Raw genomic sequence first — 19,230 nt, forward strand, 5'->3', positions numbered from 1 at the left:
AAGAACATGGTTCTTGGGGATGATTAAATCATAGAGACCAGAATACTTGCTTAAGGACATTTCAGTTTGGAAATTAATCATGCTGCACCTCGAAAAATAAGATAACCCTATACTAATAGTACCACATATCTATTAAATATACAATAGATATTACTTCGAATTCCAAAGAAAAAGACCTGAGCTCTTAACTCAGATCTTAATTAATGTACGGTACTTTTTCAGTGCCCTCGCACCCCGTCTCTTTGACTTCAAATGAAAAACTCGACCTTGAATACCTTCATCAGCGGTTTGACATCTTTGACAGACATCGTTTCAGACTTCTCTCCGTTCTTGTTCGAAAGAAGCATGATGTTGCCGTTATTCAGGTTTATTGCCTTCCTCAGCATCCTCTTTCCCTTGTACTCCACAAGCAAAAACGAGGTACCCTGGATCTCCTTCACTTCGGTGCAAAGCACCAGGTCTCCCTTGGCTATCCTGAAGCCAATAAGGTCGTCATCCATTACTTTTATGGCCACAACCTTGTCGGCAGGATGCCCCTCTATCTTCTTGCCTGTAACAGCATAAGTCCTGTTCTCCATTGGCTCCTTCATCATGTAGTCATATACAGGTATGTTCTTGATGTTGTCCCCAAATGCCTGGTTCCAGAGCTCGCTCACAGGAGTTGCAGGAGCCTTGTATTCCTCCCTGGGCTTCACCTGCACCCTTCTCACTTCAGTCTCGTCATTGGTCACTGAAGCTTCAAGGGATCCGAGTCCCATCTTGGTTACATCCTTTCCAAATACCTTTGTGAACCTTTCGAGAAGGGATTCATTTACTACCCTTCTGCCCTGTTCAACCTCATTGACAAAGCTTTCAGAAACTCCAAGCTTTTTTCCAAGCTGCTTCATGCTCATCCCGGATTCTTCCCTGGCCTTCTTAAGCTGTTCTCCTACTCTGCTCAATCAATACACTCCATTCTATTGCCTTGCTGATTCTTCCCTGGCCCTTCTCTCCTGCTCGATCTTCCTGTTCTCCTCACGTTCCTCCATGAGGTGTTCGAGTAGATATGAAAACTTCCATCTGTAGGAATTTTCAGTTACCACAGCCATAATTGCTCCGAACACGTGGTTCTTCCTTATCTTGACCACAGCTTCCTTCAGTTCGTCGTTGGTCTCATACCCGTAGAATATGATTATCTTGACGTCCTGATGAGGCTTTCCCTCATAGCTTATGCTCCTGCCTTCAAGTATGTCTTCAAGGGTGCCTCCAGCGTTGCTGTCATCTATGATGTCCAGGCTGAAACCCGCTCCAAGAAGCTCATTCCTTTCAAGTTCGCTCAGTCCATGGACAAGCAGCACTCTTCCTTCTCTCATTCCTATCTCCTTTTACAGTATCGCAGGTTCACCTATCCCGTCTGCATTTTCGACAGTAACCTTCACCATGATCTGGTCTTCCATAGGCTTGTCTCTGAAGTCAGTCTTTACAGTCGACATTGCTATGGCATGCTCAACGCCTTCAATTACCTTTCCGAAGGATGCATACTGACCGTCAAGATGCGGTGAATCAGCAACCATTATGAAGAACTGGCTTCCAGCTGAGTCCATCATCTGCGCTCTTGCCATCGAAAGTACTCCTGTTGAATGCTTCAGGTCGTTCCTGAATCCATTCGCCGTGAATTCTCCCTTGATCCTGTAGCCAGGTCCGCCTGTTCCTGTTCCGGTTGGGCAGCCTCCCTGGATCATGAAGCCAGGAATTACCCTGTGGAATTTCAGTCCGTCGTAGTAGCCCTTCTTTATGAGCGATACGAAGCTCTTCACAGTATTCGGAGCTATCTCAGGATAGAGTTCCGCCTTCATTACCTTGCCATTGTTAAGTTCTATTGTCACTATAGGATTCATGTTATCAATCTCCTTGTGTTTTATTCTCATACTATTATACCCTACAGGGGATGAATAAAAAACACATGATATTTTCGAGCATGGTCAGAAATCTTAAAACGGCAATACAGCAGCAATGCTGCAACTTGGGCTGAATTATGGTTGATTCAGCAAATGTGAACGTACGGTCGATTTTTTCACTTTTTATATTGACTTAGAACATTCGTTCTTATATAATGAAACCAGAACATAAGTTCAAGTAAGGAGTGATCAGGATGCAGAAAAAGAATGGTTTATTCGTTAAGATACAGTACGACATGGACAGGAAAAATCCATCGGTACACAGCAAGTCAATGCTAAGGGACAAGCAAAGCAGCGAAGGCAGGTTCATGCTCTGCGGAGGGTCCTACATGAAGAATGAAGCAACAATGATTTTCAACGCAAAGACATTCAATGACGCAGAATATATAGTCAACAACAACCCGTTCATCAAGAACACCAACTACAGGTTTTCAATCTACAGCGCTGACAGCATAGCTGCAAATGCCTGAAACATGACCGGAGCTTCCAGTGCAGGCTGCTCCGGCACCCTATATATACCGTTGCCCCCAAAAGGGGCTTTTTTTTATCTAAATCCTTGTCCTTGTTCCTTTTCCGATATGTTGGGTTATAATTGAAATAACAACATCTGGGAGGGATCGCTTCTTGAAATCAATAATTCCATCATCCTTGAAATATCTGACCCTTATAATAATCGCTGTCCTTGGTGAGTTCCTTATCCGCAGACTCTCATCAGGAAGCCCTGATGAATTCTATAGCATCCCCATTTTCCTCGGCACCGTCGCCGCATATCTGCTGTTCGGACTTGTACTGGGGTCTGACGCGATTGCAGCAGGCTTCAGGACAAGGAGCAAGCTTGAGATCGACATACCCAAGCTGTCATTGGGATTAACAACCTTGATAATATTCGCTACCATCGGATTCATGGGACTATTCGAGCCAGGAAACAACTTCTCTCCAAACGGAGTGTTTCAGTTCGTGCTGAAGGGAAAGGGCTTCACAGCACTATTCCTTACCCTCTCCGGGTACTTCATATCATCTTCATTCAAGAAGTCAGACAGGATGTTCTGATTGAAAATACAGCCAGCTCTCCTCAAATTGGTTTGTTGACTTTTACCATTTAAGATTGAATCGGTTTACGGTTATAGATTGATGATTATGTATCTAATACGTGTAGATTGTGTATTATATTAAAAAGACAGGCTAAGCCTGTCTTTTTAATATATAATGACACTTTTATCACCGTTTCCTATTTCTTCCAGATGCCTTAACAAGCGCGATCCACTCGTCAACAGTCATCTTGGAGCTGAATTCCCCTATGAGCTCGAAGGGTACCTTCTTCATGTTCCTGAACCTGAAGCAGCTTTTACCCATATCCAGCTTATTGCCCATCTGTTCTTCATACTTCTCCTTGAACCACTTTGCAAGCGAATCCTCACCATATGCTCCCATATGGTAGAGGGAAATGTGCTGCTTCTGTGATGCCAGTGCCATGAAGGGCAGTGGTGTCTTCCTGTCTTCAAGATACCCTAGGGGATATCTTGACAGCGGTACGACGTAGCATATCATCCCGTACCACATGGTCTCCACAAAGCCTTCAGGCAGGTTTTCCTTGATCACTTTCCTAAGCTTCTCCATTGGCTCTTTCCTGTCCTCCGGCAGCTCGTCCATATATTCTTCCGGTGTCCTTGCTTCGCTGGTCATTTTTATCCTCCCATATTCCCAAAAATCATATTGTATACGACCAATATACCATATGGAGATAGCGTATAAATGCCGGAATCATGAAATTCACCGATTCTTTACTCTGAAGGCCCGGTGTTCACATTTGTAAACACCGGGCCTTCATTATCGCATATTTATCAGATGTGTATGAGGTTCGCCTTGTATGACGAGTAGTCTTTCCTCACGGCATTCATCATCTCATAGACTTCCTTCTGGAGGCTTGATACAAGCTCATAATCCTCTTCATGTATTGCCTTGCTGATCGTTGAGAACAGGCAAAGTTCCCCTTCCTTGTCCTTCATGAGGGCATCCCTTGCATCGGATACCTTCCTGAACTTCTTGTCATCGTAGGAGTTTCCATATTCGGAGTCATGGAGCTTCCTGCAGTTTCTGAGCTCGTTGACGAATCCAGGTATTATCCTGTGTTCAAGCTCCTTTACCCATTTGTCGATTGAAAACACCTCAAAGCTTTCAAGTATCTTGGCTGAGAATACGCCATTTCTCTTCAATGTCGCGAGCTTCTCAGGATACTTGCTGAATGCTGTTATGTTCTCATATACGGTTGAAGGGGCATTTCCGAAGAATTTCTCCCTTTCCTCATCCGTAAAGTCCTCGAACACATCCTTCTCAGTCCTGTAGGCTCTGCCTTCCTCAAGATACTCAGCCTTGTCCTCAGGAGCCTTTGATATCTCCTCGAGAAGCTCTGACGGAGTCTTTTCAACTGCATAGTTTATCCCGTCCGTCATCGTCATGAGCATTGCTGCTGTTGCGAGGAAAGTGTTGGTATGAGGATTCGGAGCCCTGAGCTCGAACCTTGTCGCCATCGGATTGTCGTCATCCCTTATCAGGCCGATGAGGATTGTTCTGTTCCTCGACGGTATCTTCGTGGATACGCCAAGGGAGGTGACTATGCATATCGGTGCTTCATATCCCTTCTTTAGCCTTCTGAAGGCGGCATTTGAAGCTGTGACTATTGGATTTATGACCTCGTAGTTCTTCAATATACCCATGAGTGAACCAAAACCCAGTGATGACAGGAAATTGTCCTCTGTAGGTGCGAAAAGGTTGACCCTCTTTCCGTTCTTGAGCTTTACAGCGGCACCGACATGGGTATGCTCGCCGCTTCCAGCTACGCCGTCGATGGGCTTTGCAAGATATGTGACTTCAAGGCCGTGCCTTGCGAATACATCCCTCACAAGCTCCTTTATGAATATCTCGGAGTCTCCGGTTCCCATTGGATCACTGAATCTCCAGTCAATCTCAAGCTGCTCCATGACAGATGCGAATCTTCCGGTATCTGCGAGTTTCGCCTTTACTCCGCCGACTTCCTTGTGTCCCATTTCAGGGCTGAAGCCGTAGAGCTCCATGAGCATTAGGGATTCCTCAAGGGCGCTTCTTACGTTGCCCCTGGTCCTGCCCCAATACTGCTCCTTAAGCTCCTGCGATGCGGAGAGCTCATCCACGTTGCCGGAAATGCTTGGTGTCTTGACCCAGAACTCAAGCTCTGTGGCTGTAGTTATGTCTATCTTCTCGATATCGTCAGCAGTAAATCCGAATTCCTTCTGAAGCTTCTCACTGGTCCTGAATTTCTCCATGAGATTGTCCTCGAAGTCCTTTGCGGCATTCTTGAGGATAGACCTTGAATCAACCTCAATGCCCTTATGGTAAAGGAAGCATGGGATCTTGATGGTACCTACTGGCTTGTCTTCATCAGACGCAGAGAAAGTGAAGTTATAGTCGACATGCCAGTTCGCATTGATATCTCCCTTCATGTCCACCTTCGCGTCATTAAGGGATGCTATCCTTGGCAGGACAACCGATGAGCCGTCAGTCTGGGCAGCCATTCCATGGAGGAATGTCTCCATATCCTTTCTGAACAGCCTAACGGGTATCTTGGTATCCGTCTCATGTCCGGCAAGGTCAACCCCAGCAATGGAAACGAATTTGATCTCCTCGTGGTCGTCAAGCAGCTTTGTAAGTTCAGGTACAGAATGAAGTTCCTTTGGTATGGTGTAAATCAGGTCTTTCCTCATGATATCTCTGTCCTTTCCATAAAAGAATAATGTAAATGATACACCGTATATAAATACGCGTCAACGAATATGTTAAGAGAAATACGATTACATCGAAATATTTGTGAATCATTCGTCTATTTGTAAAAAATGTGACAATTTGATAAACTGCTTGTATAAAGCTGTTGGAGGCGCAAACATGGACAACACAAGACCCATAGGCTTCTTCGATTCTGGAGTGGGCGGAATAAGCGTACTCAGGAGATCCGTGGAAATACTGCCAATGGAAAATTACATATACTACGGAGATTCAAAGAACGCTCCCTACGGCACAAAGGACGTGGATACGATCAGGAGGCTCACTTCAGAGGGAATCGACCTTCTCGTGGACAGAGGCTGCAAGGCTGTGGTTGTCGCCTGCAATACGGCTACCAGTGCCGCCATAGACTATATCAGGGACAAGTACGTATCAATTCCGGTAATTGGAATCGAACCTGCACTGAAGCCCGCCGTAGAAAGCACCGAGGACGGCAAGATACTGGTTCTTGCTACACCGAGGACACTTACAGAGCGTAAGTTCCACGCCCTCATGGAAAGTGTCGCAAGGACCCGCGAGATAATCAAGATGCCGCTTCCAGGCCTTGTCGAAATTATCGAGAAGGGTGATTTCGATGAAGAGAAATCCTTCGAATACCTGCAGGAAGCCCTTGGTGATGTTGACAAAAATGTCCGGGCAGTGGTCCTCGGATGCACACATTACCCCTTTGTCAAGCAGTCCATATTGAGGATACTTGGCGACGAAGTCAGTGTCTATGACGGCAGCGACGGAACCGCGAGAAGACTTGCAAGGATCCTCGCGGACAGGGCGCTTCTGAATCCCGGTCCGGAAAGAGGGACCATAGAAATCCTCAATTCACTCGGGACTCCGGAGATACTTGAACTTTCAAGATATCTCCTCCAGAAGGGAACCTGAATACGAATAAGGAACATGCAGCGCCCGAATTCATCCGCTTCGGGCATCTGCATGTTTTTACATTCTTATTGCATACTTATTCATTTATTTCATCATGAATATCTTAAGGGCCTCTTCTTCGGTATACATTCCAAGCCTTACCATCTCCTGCAGCGCATAGTTGTCTATTACCCTTTTCGCAGTAACTCCAACCTTGGTATCTATAAGCTTCAGGCTGTCCATGGTAGCCTTGGTGACATCTATCGCGTATGACCTTCCACCAGGAAGGGTGAAGGTATAGAGCAGCCTCCTTCCCTCTGTTTTAGCTGAGTCATAGGAAGCCCTTACCTCAGTCACGTCAAGGTACGCAAAGCCCTTTGAACTGAACAGGCAGCTGTCAAGTATTGTGTTCTCCCTGAAGTCGACATACTTAACGAACGTGGTGTAGCCCATGAATATGAGGAACAGTCCCCCGACAATGGTAAAGGCCTTCATGTTTCCGGTAAGCCTGGAGTTCTTGTGTACTGCTGAAATCACCCCAAATGCTATTACAAGCACACCGAAGCCTGCAAGCACCGCTCCTGCGGGAGGAGTCAGGACCCCTTTGTTGCCAAGGAATATCAGCGAATCAGGAGACTTGAACACCATTCTCTGGACCAGGTTAGCACTAAGGGCGGCAATAGCGACGATCAAAAAGAATATGAGGTATGTCTTCAGATTATCTATGAAGCTTCGCTTAGGCTTCACCTTTTCAGCGGGCTCGGTGATTACCTTGTCAACCTCGACGTACTCTTTTTCGACCTCACTCTCACCATTCAATGCAGGCTTGCCCTCAAACATCTCCTTTTCCTCAGGATTTTCGAATACATCCTCTCCCAGGACTACCCTGTTACCTTTGGCAGAATCATTTTTTCCATTTTTTTCATCTCTCTCAACCACATGTGCACCTCCAGCAAAAATTACATTCGTATATTATGGCAGATTCCTTCCAATAGATGCCTTGAGAACTGTAAGCCATTCTTCTGAATCAAACTTCAGGTCGATGGCATCCACAGCATTCTTTATCCTTTCAATCTTGCCAGATCCGACTATCGGCATGATTCCGGACGGATGGCTCATAAGGAACGCATAGGCAAGGGTATCGAGCCTTGTTTCCCCATGCTTCTCACCTACCGCAAGCAGGGCAGCCCTGACAGACCTGTCCTTGTCGTTGTCTCCTGTAAGGAGATCCCCTCCCCCAAGAGGTGACCATGCCATTGGATAAACCGACCGCATCATCATGTTGTCCAGCGTGCCGTCCTTGAAGGCATCAAGGTGTGATGCGGATATTTCAACCTGGTTAGTCACAAGCGGGAGCTCACAATACGCGCTTAGCATCTCGAACTTTGAAACCGGGAAATTCGATACACCGAAATTCCTCACCTTACCTGAATCATGGAGAATCCGGAAAGCCTCTGCCACCTCTGCAGGGTCCATGAACGGCGAAGGCCTGTGTATGAGGAGAAGGTCCAGGTAGTCCGTCCCGAAATTCTCAAGTGATTTCTCAGCTGATGCCACTATATGGGCCCTGGTGTTGTCATAATGGTGCGACTTGTACTGCGGCCTCTTCTCACACGGGAATACTATGCCGCACTTTGTGACTATGGTGAGTTCTTCCCTTAACCCCTTGTTAGCCTTCAGGACTTCACCGAAGGCCTCCTCGCATGAAAATCCTCCGTATATGTCAGCAGTATCAATTGTTGAGAGCCCAAGCTCCAATATCTCCCGAGTCAGCCTGTATAGGCCTTCCTTCCCGAGCTTCCAGTCAAGGAGCCTCCAGTGGCCATGTACCACCCTGTCCATCTTCAAAGTGTCTGTTATCTCAATCTTCTTCAAATCTGTTCCTCCTTCGCACCTTTATAGTACGGAAATGTCCCTATAATCAATAATAGCATTATTAATGAAGGATTCCTCCCCCTATTATTTTGTTAACGCAATATTCAAGATTTGAACTGCGGATATCCGTTAGATCCCATGCACTCCAGCCCCCGGTTCTCATGTAATCGATTTTTTGATGTTGCAAATTTCTTACCAAACCATCTGATATCACACGCCGTTTTGACTTATTGTCAACATAATTCATGTTTATTCGTCTTATTTATAATTATTCTTTAATTTATATGATTATATTGATATTTTTCTTGATTATTTTTGCTAAACGGATAAAATAGGGTTAATACCATTTTAGGTTACAAAGGAGAAATTGATCATGGAAATGAAGAAGGAAAACCTGTTCGAATCATACTGCTATCCCAGAATGCATACCTCCGCTGACTTTGAGGCTGATAATCTCTCAAAGTACATTAAGCTGGACCTGATGAGGAAGAACCTGGAGACGACAGGAAGAGAATATGAATATGTTGACCCCTTCGACGGAAACAAGATCAAGGACATCCGCGGATACAGCAAGTCCAATGATTCAGTCGAGGGCTTCATAGTTACATATGAGAAATTCCTTGATGCAATGAACAGCAAGCAGAACGCAAATGCTGAGGCAGCTCCCGTTAACGAGCACTTCCATAAGATATTCACTGACAAGGTTATCCAGCCGGTGGATTCATACGGGATGTACCACGACAACGCTGCATCAGGCTTCGAGGCGGACAATCTCATGAAGTACGACAGCCTGAACCTCAGGCAGAAGAACAACATGATAACCTATCACGAGACTGAGTATGTGGATCCAGAGACAGGCGCCGTAATGGACATAAGGAACTACAGATTCTAAAAAGCCGCTGATGTATGTTTACCTTTCACAAGCTAATATTCACCAAATATTAAGGCTGCCGGTTTTCCCGGCAGCCTTTGAAGTTATAGTGAGCTTATTATGTTGAACAGTTCAATTGCAGCGTTCCTGGGTCCTGATTTCTCCATACCCTTTACACCAAGCTGAGTGTTGATCTCTCCGACCTTGACACCTGAAGCGAAGAACTCATCGAAATACCTCTTGAGAAGCACATCAGTTTCCTCGACCTTCTGAGCAGGTCCGAACGGATTTGCGAAGTAGGATTCTACAAGTCCTGACTCGGAGGTCGTACCCTTAGCCATTCTGGCACCGGACCTGAATACCCTTACAGCTTCCTCAGGTGAGTTGAAATAGCTGATTGACTTGCCGCCCTCTTCCATCACAGTGTAGTTGTTGGCGTAGAGGAGTATGTCCACAGGGTAACCCCTTACGATATCCTTGTAGGTTGAAACAGGCATTACAAGCCTTGCGTTTGTCTTGTCAGGGTTCATGAATATGGACCTGTCGATCTCCTTGAAGGCATATCCCTGGTCAAGGTCGTCAAGCCTTACGAAGGCCCCGATTTCTGTGCCGTAGCCTATGGCCTTGCCGTTCTCGATGTCAATCGAGCCCATGTCGTCAAATATTATGGTCATATCGCTTATGTGGTCTTCCGACAATCCTCTGAAAGCCTCAAGGGATTCAGACTTTCCTGCTCCTGAGTCTCCTACGATGACAACATTCGCCGACTTGCCGTTCTTCATGATTATGTTGACCATTGCCCCATGGATTGGAAGCATGCCCCTCTTGATCATGATGAGGTTGTGAAGGGTGAGTATCATTTTCTTCATGTATCCGAAGTAGTCCACATCCTCGCTGTATGAGACGTATCCGAGCATGATCCCGTTCTTCACGTCATCATAGAACACCTGCCTGCTGCTGTTGTCCCAGTCCTTTGCACCGAATACGTAAACTATGTCGGGCTTCTTGCCTGTATACTCGTCTTCCCTGGCCAGCTCGAACAGGTTTGAAAGTGATACTCCATGAGCCATAAGGTCCCTGTGGAAGTATACGTACGCCAGCAGCTTCCCTACCTTTGCCGGATAGCAGAAGAAGTGGTCCCTGTTTATGTATGCCGTATTAAGCGGATTCTTCAGAGACTCGGCAAACAGACCGTCCCTCGTATTGCTCTTGGGATAGGTTATGAACGGGGAGTCCATGATAATCGAGCTTACAAATGGTATGTCATGGAGCAGCTCATACTCGTATGGAATAGGCCACATGCTGTCTGTAAGTATGAGGCCTGCGTTTGCACCGGCCGGTACCTGCCTGTATACATTAGGCTCTATGAGCAGCACGTTCCTCTCGATCTTCCTGTAGATCTCAAGTATGAGTCCCGTAAACTTGTTGTTCGCCTCGATGAAGCTTGTCGAAGCAAGCCCTTCTGTATTTCTCTTTCCGTGGACTATTGTGTACCTTTCAAGCCTTCTCCAGTAGCTGTAGAAATCCTCTACGAAACCTATGAATTCATCCTTGCTCTCAAGGGCAGTTCTGCAGTCACTCTGGATCTTTATTACCTCATAGGCCTTGAACACCATCAAAAGCTTGAACAGATTCACTATCTGGTCCGTGATGTCATCGATATCCTCATGAACGAATGAATCGTTCAGATACTTGTAGTGCTTCGTATTTCTCCTCTTGATCATTTCAAGATAGGAAACAACCACCCTTCTGAATGATTCCGACTCAAGAACCTTATCTATATTGTCACAGTACTTGGCGGAGAAGTTTATCATTACTTTTCCTCCGCTTAGGGAGAACTCTTTTCTCATAACACACACCTCACATAAATGTCTAATGATTATATTATCCTAAATCCTGCAACTAATAAAGAGAAATCTTGCAGATTTCTGCTATTTTTTTATCGAAACTTATCGGTCATTTCATGCCAATTTCATAAAAAGCGTTGAAAATCACCGCATAAAAGGTTTACATGAATAAACGCTCATGAAATTTAAAAATCGCATTTCCTGCAAATCGCTTTGTTCATCAAAGTTATTGGCACCGCCTTTTTAATTTGCTTTTAATTCCTCTTTCACCTTTTGTTAATCCGGCACAGGCATAATTGTCCCATGAGGTGAATGAAAATGTACGAAAAGAAAGAGTTAAGAAGGTCGTCCACAGACAAGATGCTGTTCGGTGTGCTCGGGGGACTTGCTGAATACATGAACGTGAGCTCGTCCCTTCTTCGGATACTGTTCGTGCTGTTCTCCCTTCTCCCCGGTCCGTCGGTCATATTCTATATCATATTCGCGGTACTTATGCCTTCAGACAGGGCATACCGGGCGTAGAGCAAAGCTCCGTTAAGGTTTGATAACCTTACGGAGCTTTGCATTTATCATCAGATTGTCTTATGGCTGTCCGCCATCTTGTGGAGCAGCTCTATCCTGCTCCTTTCATCCAGTATGTTTCCTGAATCATCCACAGTCACATGGTAGCCGTTGTGGATCTCAGTATGGAAGTTTCCCTTTGCTACCGAGAACCCTTTAAGTCCGGGAGCATCGAGGAGTCCTTCCTTTATGGCAAGGTATATGACCTCAGGGTCGGTCAGCGGATCAGGGACATCCTTCAGCTTTTTGATCTCCTCAAGCAGGTACCTGGTTTCATCCTTAAGGTAGTCAACCCTTTCCCTGAACTCCCTGTCATTCTCCAGACCCTCGAACATGCCCTTTCCGGCAATCTCCATGGCCTTCTTCACTATCTTGACGCTCTCGATTATCTCCTTGCTGGTAGCCCTCATGACCGCTTCGGAGTACGAGACCGCGTGGACTATGTCAGGCTTCAGGAAGGACCCGTAGAACATGGTGGCTGCAATGAGACCCTTGGCGGAATCCATGTCCGCGGGATATGCAAGGAGCCCCGTCCTCACCATCCTGAATATCCTGAAGCTATCATCCTCAAGCTCGCCCATGAGCTCCAGCTTAGCTGTCATCTTGGCAAGGTCCATCTTGGGGGATATCGATGGGGGATTCGCGAGCATCAGCTGCATTACCATATCCTTGACACCAACGCTCTTTGCGACTTCAGCAGTGATGTAGCTTACAGCCACCTCCGTCACATCTGAGCAGTACCTCAATGCCCATTGGTGTGACTCGTTCATCTCGACAGGAACCCCCATTTCGGCATTCAGCCTAACAGCGGCAATGTTTTCAGTTATGGCCCGCAAAAGCTCCCTGTTTGACCTCCTGTCCAGCTGGGAGTACCAGGTCAGTGGTATCGCTGCCCATGCGTTGTTGATGGTCTCCTTGAGTATGGGCGAAAACTCCGACAGGTCTTCAGTTCCTGAATAGCATCTCATGAGAGGGTAGTTCCCTCTTCTTGTCGCCTCATACATCATCCTCAGGTGTTCCTCGTTCCTTATGGGAACTCCGCCGGCTCCGTCCTCCCCCTTCTTCATCCTTTCGGGATGGAAGTAGAATTCCTGGCAGTTCTGGTCCGGTGCAAGTGAGATTATGTCAAGGAGTCCGCTCTCCGCAAGTATCCTGATATGCTCATAGGTATCCTCGATGGTCTGAAGGCCTATGTGGTGCCTTATGACCGGGAATGGCTTCTTGTACTCTATCCTCTCCCTCAGTGTCTGCGGAGGCATCTTCCTCTCCCTGGTGCCCCGCTCGATGTCCCTGAGATACATCGCAGCCTCACTCGCATCCTCCGTGCCGTCGAACACCTTCTCAATGAAGCCGAAGTCCCTCGCAACCTCAGCAGTCTCAATGGTCCCTCCGAACACATACCTTGCTCCCTCAAGCCCGTTTTCCTCGATCAGCCCCTGAAGCTCCTCAAGGAGGTACCTGCAGCCTTCCCCTGACAGCCTGTAGCCGACAGCCACAAGGTCAGGCTTGAATTCCATTATCCCTCCGACAAGCCTATCCACCGGTATGGCAGACCCCATGTACTCCATGGTCCAGCCTTCCTTCCTCGCTATCTCACTGAAATTGTATATACCCGCCGCATGAACACAGTTTCCTATGGCAGCGATCAGTATTCTCCTGTCCTTCATCACTTACCTCCTCAGCTTTTTATGCTAATTATAACGACTATGCCTTAAAATTAGTCGATATGTGATCTTTTTTCACAGAACATTACTAATATATATATATTGTTAACAAAATGGACCGGCCGGAATCGCTGATATGCTCAATCGCTTCCGGCACGGTCCTAAAGTTCCTCAATATATCTGATCAGTATTTCTGCAGTTGTAAGGTTGGTAGCTATCGGCACCTTATGGACATCGCAGAGCCGAAGAAGCGCCTGAACATCGGGCTCATGCGGCTGTGCCGTGAGCGGGTCCCTGAGGAATACCACAAATCTGATCCTGTCCTCTGCAATAAGGGCCCCTATCTGCTGGTCGCCGCCAAGCGGTCCCGAAAGGAGCCTGTTCACCTCAAGACCTGTAGCCTCAATGATCCTCTTTCCTGTGGTTCCAGTGGCATGGAGCCTGAACCTCTTCAGGAGCTCCCTGTGCTTCTGCGCGAACTCCACCATTTCATCCTTCAGCTGGTCATGCGCTATGAGCGCACCTTCTAAAATCATGGAAAAGCCTCCTTAAAATCAAACGTAGTAGAGATTTTCGGATGGATATACAGGATCAGAGGTAACATCTATCCCCAGCTTCCTCAGTATCTGCTCGTCATCCTTGTTGAGCATTACAGTAGAATGTGCCTGCACTCCCTTGAGTTCCGAGAGCTTCTCGATTGCAAGCTGAGCCGTTGGATTTGTGACCGCTCCGATGCTGAGGGCTATAAGTATCTCATTGGCATTAAGTGCAGTGATCCTGCTGTGAAGGTCCCTTCTCTTCAGATTCTGTATAGTCTCGATTATTACAGGTGACAGTAGGTATATCTCATCTCCGATGTTTGCAAGCTTCTTTATCGAGTTGAGTATCGCAGCCGAACATGAATCCATGAGGCTTGAAGACCTTCCTGTGATTATCCTGCCATCAGGAAGCTCGAAGGCTATTACTGCAGGCACGTCATTGCTTCCCGCATGCTCCCTCAGCCTCTCCGAGTATTTTCTTGCAGGTCCGACAGTCCTCCTGTCCTCCTTCTTCAGTTCCAGCTCCTCCATTATGAGCATCATCCTGCTGAGTATCTCTTCATCGATGATGCCCTTCTTGAAGTCGCACTCGGTTGCGAAGCATCTCCTTATGATCTCCTGCTTTGATGCTTCCCTTATTACCTCGTCATCTGTTATTCCAAAGCCCACACGGTTGACTCCCATGTCCGTAGGCGACTGGTACACAGACTCTTTTCCTGTTATCTTCTCGATTATCCTTCTTATTACAGGGAACATCTCAAGGTCCCTGTTGTAGTTGACAGCTACCTGGCCGTACTTTTCGAAGTGGAAGTAGTCCATCATGTTGACATCCTTGAGGTCAACAGTTGCCGCCTCATAGGCGATGTTAAGAGGATGCTTGAGAGGAACGTTCCATACAGGGAATGTCTCGAACTTAGAGTACCCTGCGGCCCTTCCATGGCGGTGCTCATGGTACAGCTGGTTCAGGCATGTGGCAAGCTTTCCGCTTCCAGGTCCCGGTGCTGTAACAACGACAATCGGCTTTGTGGTCGTGATGTACTCGTTCTTGCCGTAGCCCTCTTCACTTACTATCTTGTCTATGTTCGACGGGTACCCCTCTATAGCCGAGTGCTTGTATACCCTGATGTCCCTTCTCTCAAGCTTGTTTATGAAGAGCTTGGTGGATGGCTGTCCGTTGTATCTGGTTATCACGACGCTGTTTACGATGAGTCCGTAACCTCTCAGTTCATCAATCTGCCTCAGGACATCCATGTCGTATGTTATGCCGTAGTCCCCTCGTATCTTGTTTTTCTCTATGTCCCCTGCATGCACGCATATTATTATCTCAGCGTCATCCTTGAGCTTTGCGAGAAGCTTTATCTTGGCATCCTCATCGAATCCCGGAAGGACCCTCTTTGCATGCTTGTCCCCTATGAGCTTTCCTCCGAATTCCAGGTACAGCTTGTCGTAGTTGTGTACCCTCTCAAGTATGAACTTCGACTGTTCTTCTATATATTTCTGCGGATCGAACCCTTTTTTCATCATTTCCTCCCGTGCACACCCCTACCAAATGGGTGACCTGTGCTTTTGCTTCATTTGTACCTCTATACATGACTTGCGGCCTAAGGTTATCCCAAGGCCGCCATTTCTTCTATTCCGGATTGAACTCCGTCCAGAGCCTCTTGAGCTCTTCCTTGAGTTCCGATGCAGCAGTCCTGTAGCCTGCTTCACCAAGCTCCTTAGGGTTCGTTATATCCCACTCGATCACCTTGTCGGCAAATACAAGAGGACATCCACCTTCATCGCAGCCGACAACTACCGCATAATCAAGCTGCTCAGGCAGGTCCCACAAGGTCACAGGCTTTATGCCTGACCCATCCATGCCGTTCTCCTCGAGCACCTGAAGCACATTCGGGTCCACAGCCTCATCAAGGGTTCCCGCCGCGATTATCTCCACATCCCTGAAGAAATCACGGGCTATCCCAGCGGCAAGTTGCGCCCTTACACCGCTTCCATTGCACACAAAAGCCATATTCATATGTAATCCTCCATTCCAGAATTTCTTTAAGCTATCGATACTTCGATTGTAACACATGATTCATGTGTGTTACACATGATTTCCAGGGGTTACGAGCATTCTACTCCGTGTAGGTGTGCTCATCGTAGTCATCCAGATATGAGTGCCTGCCGCTCTCGTCCATCCAGCCGAGCACGGAATCCATCTGTATGTTTTCTGTGGCCCTGAATATGGACTTGTCGACATCCTTGAAGTCCTTCTTCAGGTTCTTTATGAGCTCCCTTATCTCGTAGCGTTTGCTTCCTATCTTCTTTGCCGCTACCATGCATGCGCAGTTTAGGGGCCAGATGCCTGCATACTGGATCCATTTCCTTATGTTGTCCTCTTCCACGAAGTACAATGGCCGTATAAGCTCCATTCCCTCGAAGTTCTGGGCCTTGAGCTTTGGCAGCATGGCCTTGAAGGTGCCTCCGTATATCACATTGAGCAGTGCCGTCTCGATGACATCGTTGAAATGGTGCCCCAGGGCAAGCTTGTTGCAGCCAAGGGCCTTTGCCTTCTCATAAAGCGAGCCTCTTCGCATCCTTGCACACATGTAGCATGGATAATCCTGGGCAATCTTGTCTATCACCCCGAATATCCCCGACTCGTATATGGTAACGGGTATTCCAAGGTATTCGCAGTTTTCCTCGAGCAGCTTCCTGACATCAGGATGGTACCCCGGATCCATTGCGATGAATTCAAGGTCGAAGTTGTCTATGCCATGCTTCTTCAGCTCCTGGAACAGCTTTGCCAGAAGCAGGCTGTCCTTGCCGCCAGAAATCGCTACCGCTATCCTGTCTCCAGGCTCAATCAGGTTATATGTCTTAATGCCCTTCACGAACTTCCCAAAGAGGTTCCTCTTGTAGGTCGTTGTGATGCTTCTCTCGATTTCCTCAAGCGTTTTCCTCTCGCTCACAGGCATCAGTATCTCGCATCCGTCTCCGGCTATGTTCAAATCAATCACTTCCTTTTACGAGGAACAATTATACCATAAAAGCCTCAACATGAAAAACAAATAAGTTCTGGGGCGCAAAAACAAAAGACAAATCCAAACCTGGTTAAATTTCAATTAAAAGGCTCAACTATATCCTCCATAGGTCTATAATATTGTCAACGGACCAAAATGAAGAAAGGCAGGAGAGATTGGTATGATAGTAACGACAACCACAGGTGTTGAAGGAAGAAGGATCATAAGCTACAAGGGTATAGTGTTCGGCGAGGTAGTCGCAGGCGTGAACTTCGTGAAGGACTTCGCAGCAGGACTATCAAATATTTTTGGAGGCAGGTCGGGATCCTATGAGAACGAGCTTATCGAAGCAAGGATCACAGCGCTGAGAGAGCTTGAAGACAGGGCTGCAGCACTTGGTGCCAATGCCGTAGTCGGAGTGAAGATCGATTACGAGACACTTGGACAGGGCGGAAACATGCTCATGGTCACAGCATCAGGAACGGCCGTATACGTGGAGTAATTTACGACTCTGGCAATCAGATGGTCTTTTAGCTGTCAGATAGTTATCGTAAGCTGTTAGAGATCTTCTCATATAGATAAAGGGGCAGTTTTACCTGCCCCTTTATCTATTCCTGAAGGTTATTACACCTTGATTTGAGAAGTTCCATGAACCTCTGCTTGTCGAGCGGTGAGATGTAGGTCGTTCCTGTAACGAAGCCCTTGTCGTGCTGCCTTATCTCGATCCTGTCCCTTGACAGCGCCATCGATGACCACATGTTCCTGGACTCCCTGATGCTTCTTATCCTGTCATAGGGTATCCTCTCGACGAAGGGACCGCTTCTTGCGTACAGATGGTCTTCCTTAAGCTCATACCAGGTGAAGAACCACAGGGAAGCCATGAATGCCCATACAGGCAGAGTCAGAAGTATGACAACAAGCCTTTCTTCTTCCGGGACCATCAGGACCGCGGCAGAAGCTGTAGAAATTGCAAACAGGACAAGAATCTCATACCATATGTCCCTTTTGGACCAGAACCTCTCATGTTCCATCCTACTTGCCTCTTATCGCCTTATATTTGTACTCTCCGAGTGAGTAAAGGAACTTCTCCTCTTTTGTGACTGGGCTCAGTTTATTGACAGCCTTGGGCATTCCATCATAGTCCATATGTACCATGGTGAAGAAAGCTGTCAGTGCTGTAGTTGAATTGGAGTAGTCCCCCAGACTGTGCACCATGACATTGACAAGCACCTGCATCGAGGTGTTGCCTACGTACGCCACCTGTGCGATGCATCTCACAAGGTCCCCGATGTGGATTGCCTTGTGGAAGACTATCTCATCCACCCTCGCTGTGACCACCTGCCCTTTTGCATGCTTGGATGCCGCGATTCCGGCGGTGCTGTCCATAAGCTTCATCAGCTCGCCGCCGTGGACATTCCCCATATAGTTTGAATGAATCGGCTCCATGAACAGGCTGGTCTCTGCCATGGGAAAGTTTATGTTGTCCAGAATCTTGTTCTGCATTTTATCACCTGTCCTTCTATTTTATGTCTGATGGCCTTGTAACCACCACATCATCTCCAAGCGCCTTCAGCGCTGCCGAGGCTTTCATCTCGATGTCCATACCAAGCATCTCCTGCACTGTCGTAAGTCCGACAGACTTGATCAGCTTCGTACTTTTCGAGAATACAATCTTCATCTCGTATGACTTTATGTTCCAGCTTTCCGTTGCGAAATACTGGTTGGGTATGACTGTCGCAAGCGCCTCCTTCAGCTGCTCCGCAGTGAAGGCGTCGGTGGTGCTCAGGATTATGTCGTCACCGGATTCAGTCCTGTCAAACTGCGACATAACCTTAAGGACATCCATGACCTTTATTCCCTTCAGCTTTTCAGCAGGTATGCCGATTCCACCGGTTGATTCGCCCTTTTCAGCCTTGATCCAGTCCTGTGAGAAGCTTGTCTTTACCCAGGCATCCTCACCTTCGGTGTAAATTGAGACTCCCAGGGCAAAAAGCGATGTTGACAAAGTCACTTCAGTAAGTGATTTGTCACCCTTGTTGTCCAGCTGCATGTTCCCTGAAACTCCCATAAGCCTTCCGCCTGAAGCGTCAAAATCAATGGAAGCGGCTTCTGATGAGCTTATCTTGAGATAGCTTTTAGCAGCAAGCGAGTACCTTGTATCAGTGAACCAGAAGATCCCGAACGCAACAAGAACCACTACCAGCAGCACTGCAATCGCTCTAAGGAAATTCTTCATCTCTATACCTCCTTGTATATTGTAGTT

General features: G+C 47.1%; 22 protein-coding genes. 6 read left to right on the plus strand and 16 right to left on the minus strand.

What is annotated here, in order from left to right; genetic code table 11:
- Window positions 1–248: 248 nt before the first annotated feature.
- The 3 genes from T472_RS13575 to T472_RS13585 are packed head-to-tail and all read right to left on the minus strand — an operon-like array spanning window position 249 to window position 1,877.
- Window positions 249–941, minus strand: coding sequence for a helix-turn-helix domain-containing protein (locus T472_RS13575; RefSeq protein ID WP_023388401.1), 693 nt, complete (start codon window positions 939–941; stop codon window positions 249–251).
- Between the two features lie 15 nt (window positions 942–956).
- Window positions 957–1,352: a DUF3783 domain-containing protein gene (locus T472_RS13580; RefSeq protein ID WP_023388400.1), complete on the minus strand. Its 396-nt coding sequence runs from the start codon at window positions 1,350–1,352 to the stop codon at window positions 957–959.
- Window positions 1,353–1,364: 12 nt separating this feature from the next.
- A complete protein-coding gene (locus T472_RS13585; RefSeq protein ID WP_023388399.1) occupies window positions 1,365–1,877 on the minus strand; it encodes a peptidylprolyl isomerase in 513 nt (170 codons plus the stop codon).
- A 254-nt stretch (window positions 1,878–2,131) separates the two neighbouring features.
- Between T472_RS13585 and T472_RS13590 the strand changes: the two genes are divergently transcribed.
- Window positions 2,132–2,407, plus strand: coding sequence for a hypothetical protein (locus T472_RS13590; protein ID WP_023388398.1), 276 nt, complete (start codon window positions 2,132–2,134; stop codon window positions 2,405–2,407).
- A 154-nt stretch (window positions 2,408–2,561) separates the two neighbouring features.
- On the plus strand, window positions 2,562–2,987 hold the full coding sequence (locus T472_RS13595) for a hypothetical protein (protein ID WP_023388397.1): 426 nt from the start codon (window positions 2,562–2,564) through the stop codon (window positions 2,985–2,987).
- Window positions 2,988–3,155: 168 nt separating this feature from the next.
- Here T472_RS13595 and T472_RS13600 read toward each other — a convergent pair whose 3' ends face one another.
- Both T472_RS13600 and T472_RS13605 read right to left on the minus strand, forming a co-directional pair.
- Complete coding sequence (locus tag T472_RS13600) at window positions 3,156–3,620, minus strand: DUF1801 domain-containing protein (RefSeq protein WP_023388396.1); 465 nt, start codon at window positions 3,618–3,620, stop codon at window positions 3,156–3,158.
- Between the two features lie 158 nt (window positions 3,621–3,778).
- On the minus strand, window positions 3,779–5,674 hold the full coding sequence (locus T472_RS13605; protein ID WP_023388395.1) for a type I glutamate--ammonia ligase: 1,896 nt from the start codon (window positions 5,672–5,674) through the stop codon (window positions 3,779–3,781).
- Window positions 5,675–5,852: 178 nt separating this feature from the next.
- Here T472_RS13605 and murI point away from each other — a divergent pair, with 178 nt between their 5' ends.
- Window positions 5,853–6,626, plus strand: a complete 774-nt coding sequence (gene murI, locus T472_RS13610; protein ID WP_023388394.1) for a glutamate racemase — start codon at window positions 5,853–5,855, stop codon at window positions 6,624–6,626.
- An 84-nt stretch (window positions 6,627–6,710) separates the two neighbouring features.
- Here the strand turns inward: murI and T472_RS13615 are convergent, their stop codons facing one another.
- On the minus strand, window positions 6,711–7,544 hold the full coding sequence (locus T472_RS13615) for a hypothetical protein (RefSeq protein WP_023388393.1): 834 nt from the start codon (window positions 7,542–7,544) through the stop codon (window positions 6,711–6,713).
- A gap of 33 nt (window positions 7,545–7,577) precedes the next feature.
- Window positions 7,578–8,480, minus strand: coding sequence for an aldo/keto reductase (locus tag T472_RS13620; protein WP_023388392.1), 903 nt, complete (start codon window positions 8,478–8,480; stop codon window positions 7,578–7,580).
- 373 nt (window positions 8,481–8,853) lie between these two features.
- On the opposite strand from T472_RS13620, the gene T472_RS13625 reads away from it, so the two are divergent.
- A complete protein-coding gene (locus T472_RS13625; protein WP_023388391.1) occupies window positions 8,854–9,372 on the plus strand; it encodes a hypothetical protein in 519 nt (172 codons plus the stop codon).
- A gap of 83 nt (window positions 9,373–9,455) precedes the next feature.
- Here the strand turns inward: T472_RS13625 and T472_RS13630 are convergent, their stop codons facing one another.
- Window positions 9,456–11,201 (minus strand): phosphoenolpyruvate carboxykinase (ATP), encoded by a 1,746-nt coding sequence (locus T472_RS13630; protein ID WP_023388390.1) that lies wholly within the window; start codon window positions 11,199–11,201, stop codon window positions 9,456–9,458.
- A 315-nt stretch (window positions 11,202–11,516) separates the two neighbouring features.
- Between T472_RS13630 and T472_RS13635 the strand changes: the two genes are divergently transcribed.
- Window positions 11,517–11,720: a PspC domain-containing protein gene (locus tag T472_RS13635; protein ID WP_023388389.1), complete on the plus strand. Its 204-nt coding sequence runs from the start codon at window positions 11,517–11,519 to the stop codon at window positions 11,718–11,720.
- Window positions 11,721–11,770: 50 nt separating this feature from the next.
- Here the strand turns inward: T472_RS13635 and T472_RS13640 are convergent, their stop codons facing one another.
- The 5 genes from T472_RS13640 to T472_RS13660 all read right to left on the minus strand — a co-directional run bounded on the left by T472_RS13640 (window position 11,771) and on the right by T472_RS13660 (window position 16,922).
- Window positions 11,771–13,426: a methionine synthase gene (locus tag T472_RS13640; RefSeq protein ID WP_023388388.1), complete on the minus strand. Its 1,656-nt coding sequence runs from the start codon at window positions 13,424–13,426 to the stop codon at window positions 11,771–11,773.
- Between the two features lie 158 nt (window positions 13,427–13,584).
- Entirely contained in the window at window positions 13,585–13,959 is a 375-nt protein-coding gene (gene mgsA / locus T472_RS13645; RefSeq protein ID WP_023388387.1) for a methylglyoxal synthase, read from the minus strand.
- Between the two features lie 18 nt (window positions 13,960–13,977).
- Window positions 13,978–15,483, minus strand: a complete 1,506-nt coding sequence (locus T472_RS13650) for a DUF1846 domain-containing protein (protein ID WP_201781769.1) — start codon at window positions 15,481–15,483, stop codon at window positions 13,978–13,980.
- A 109-nt stretch (window positions 15,484–15,592) separates the two neighbouring features.
- Entirely contained in the window at window positions 15,593–15,979 is a 387-nt protein-coding gene (locus T472_RS13655) for an arsenate-mycothiol transferase ArsC (RefSeq protein ID WP_023388385.1), read from the minus strand.
- 100 nt (window positions 15,980–16,079) lie between these two features.
- Window positions 16,080–16,922 (minus strand): tRNA 2-thiocytidine biosynthesis TtcA family protein, encoded by an 843-nt coding sequence (locus T472_RS13660; RefSeq protein ID WP_052011822.1) that lies wholly within the window; start codon window positions 16,920–16,922, stop codon window positions 16,080–16,082.
- 226 nt (window positions 16,923–17,148) lie between these two features.
- On the opposite strand from T472_RS13660, the gene T472_RS13665 reads away from it, so the two are divergent.
- Window positions 17,149–17,469 carry a heavy metal-binding domain-containing protein gene (locus T472_RS13665; RefSeq protein WP_023388383.1) on the plus strand — a complete coding sequence of 107 codons (321 nt, stop codon included), beginning with the start codon at window positions 17,149–17,151 and terminating at the stop codon, window positions 17,467–17,469.
- A gap of 106 nt (window positions 17,470–17,575) precedes the next feature.
- Here T472_RS13665 and T472_RS13670 read toward each other — a convergent pair whose 3' ends face one another.
- The 3 genes from T472_RS13670 to T472_RS13680 form a co-directional block, all read right to left on the minus strand.
- Window positions 17,576–17,998: a PH domain-containing protein gene (locus tag T472_RS13670; RefSeq protein ID WP_023388382.1), complete on the minus strand. Its 423-nt coding sequence runs from the start codon at window positions 17,996–17,998 to the stop codon at window positions 17,576–17,578.
- A gap of 1 nt (window position 17,999) precedes the next feature.
- The gene (locus tag T472_RS13675; RefSeq protein ID WP_023388381.1) at window positions 18,000–18,470 is read right to left on the minus strand and encodes an acyl-CoA thioesterase; all 471 of its coding nucleotides are present in this window, start codon (window positions 18,468–18,470) and stop codon (window positions 18,000–18,002) included.
- Between the two features lie 16 nt (window positions 18,471–18,486).
- A partial coding sequence (locus T472_RS13680; RefSeq protein ID WP_207643977.1) for a hypothetical protein occupies window positions 18,487–19,230 on the minus strand: 744 nt, incomplete at its 5' end.

Source organism: Youngiibacter fragilis 232.1, from assembly GCF_000495435.3.
Classification (GTDB): Bacteria; Bacillota; Clostridia; order Clostridiales; family Clostridiaceae; genus Youngiibacter; species Youngiibacter fragilis.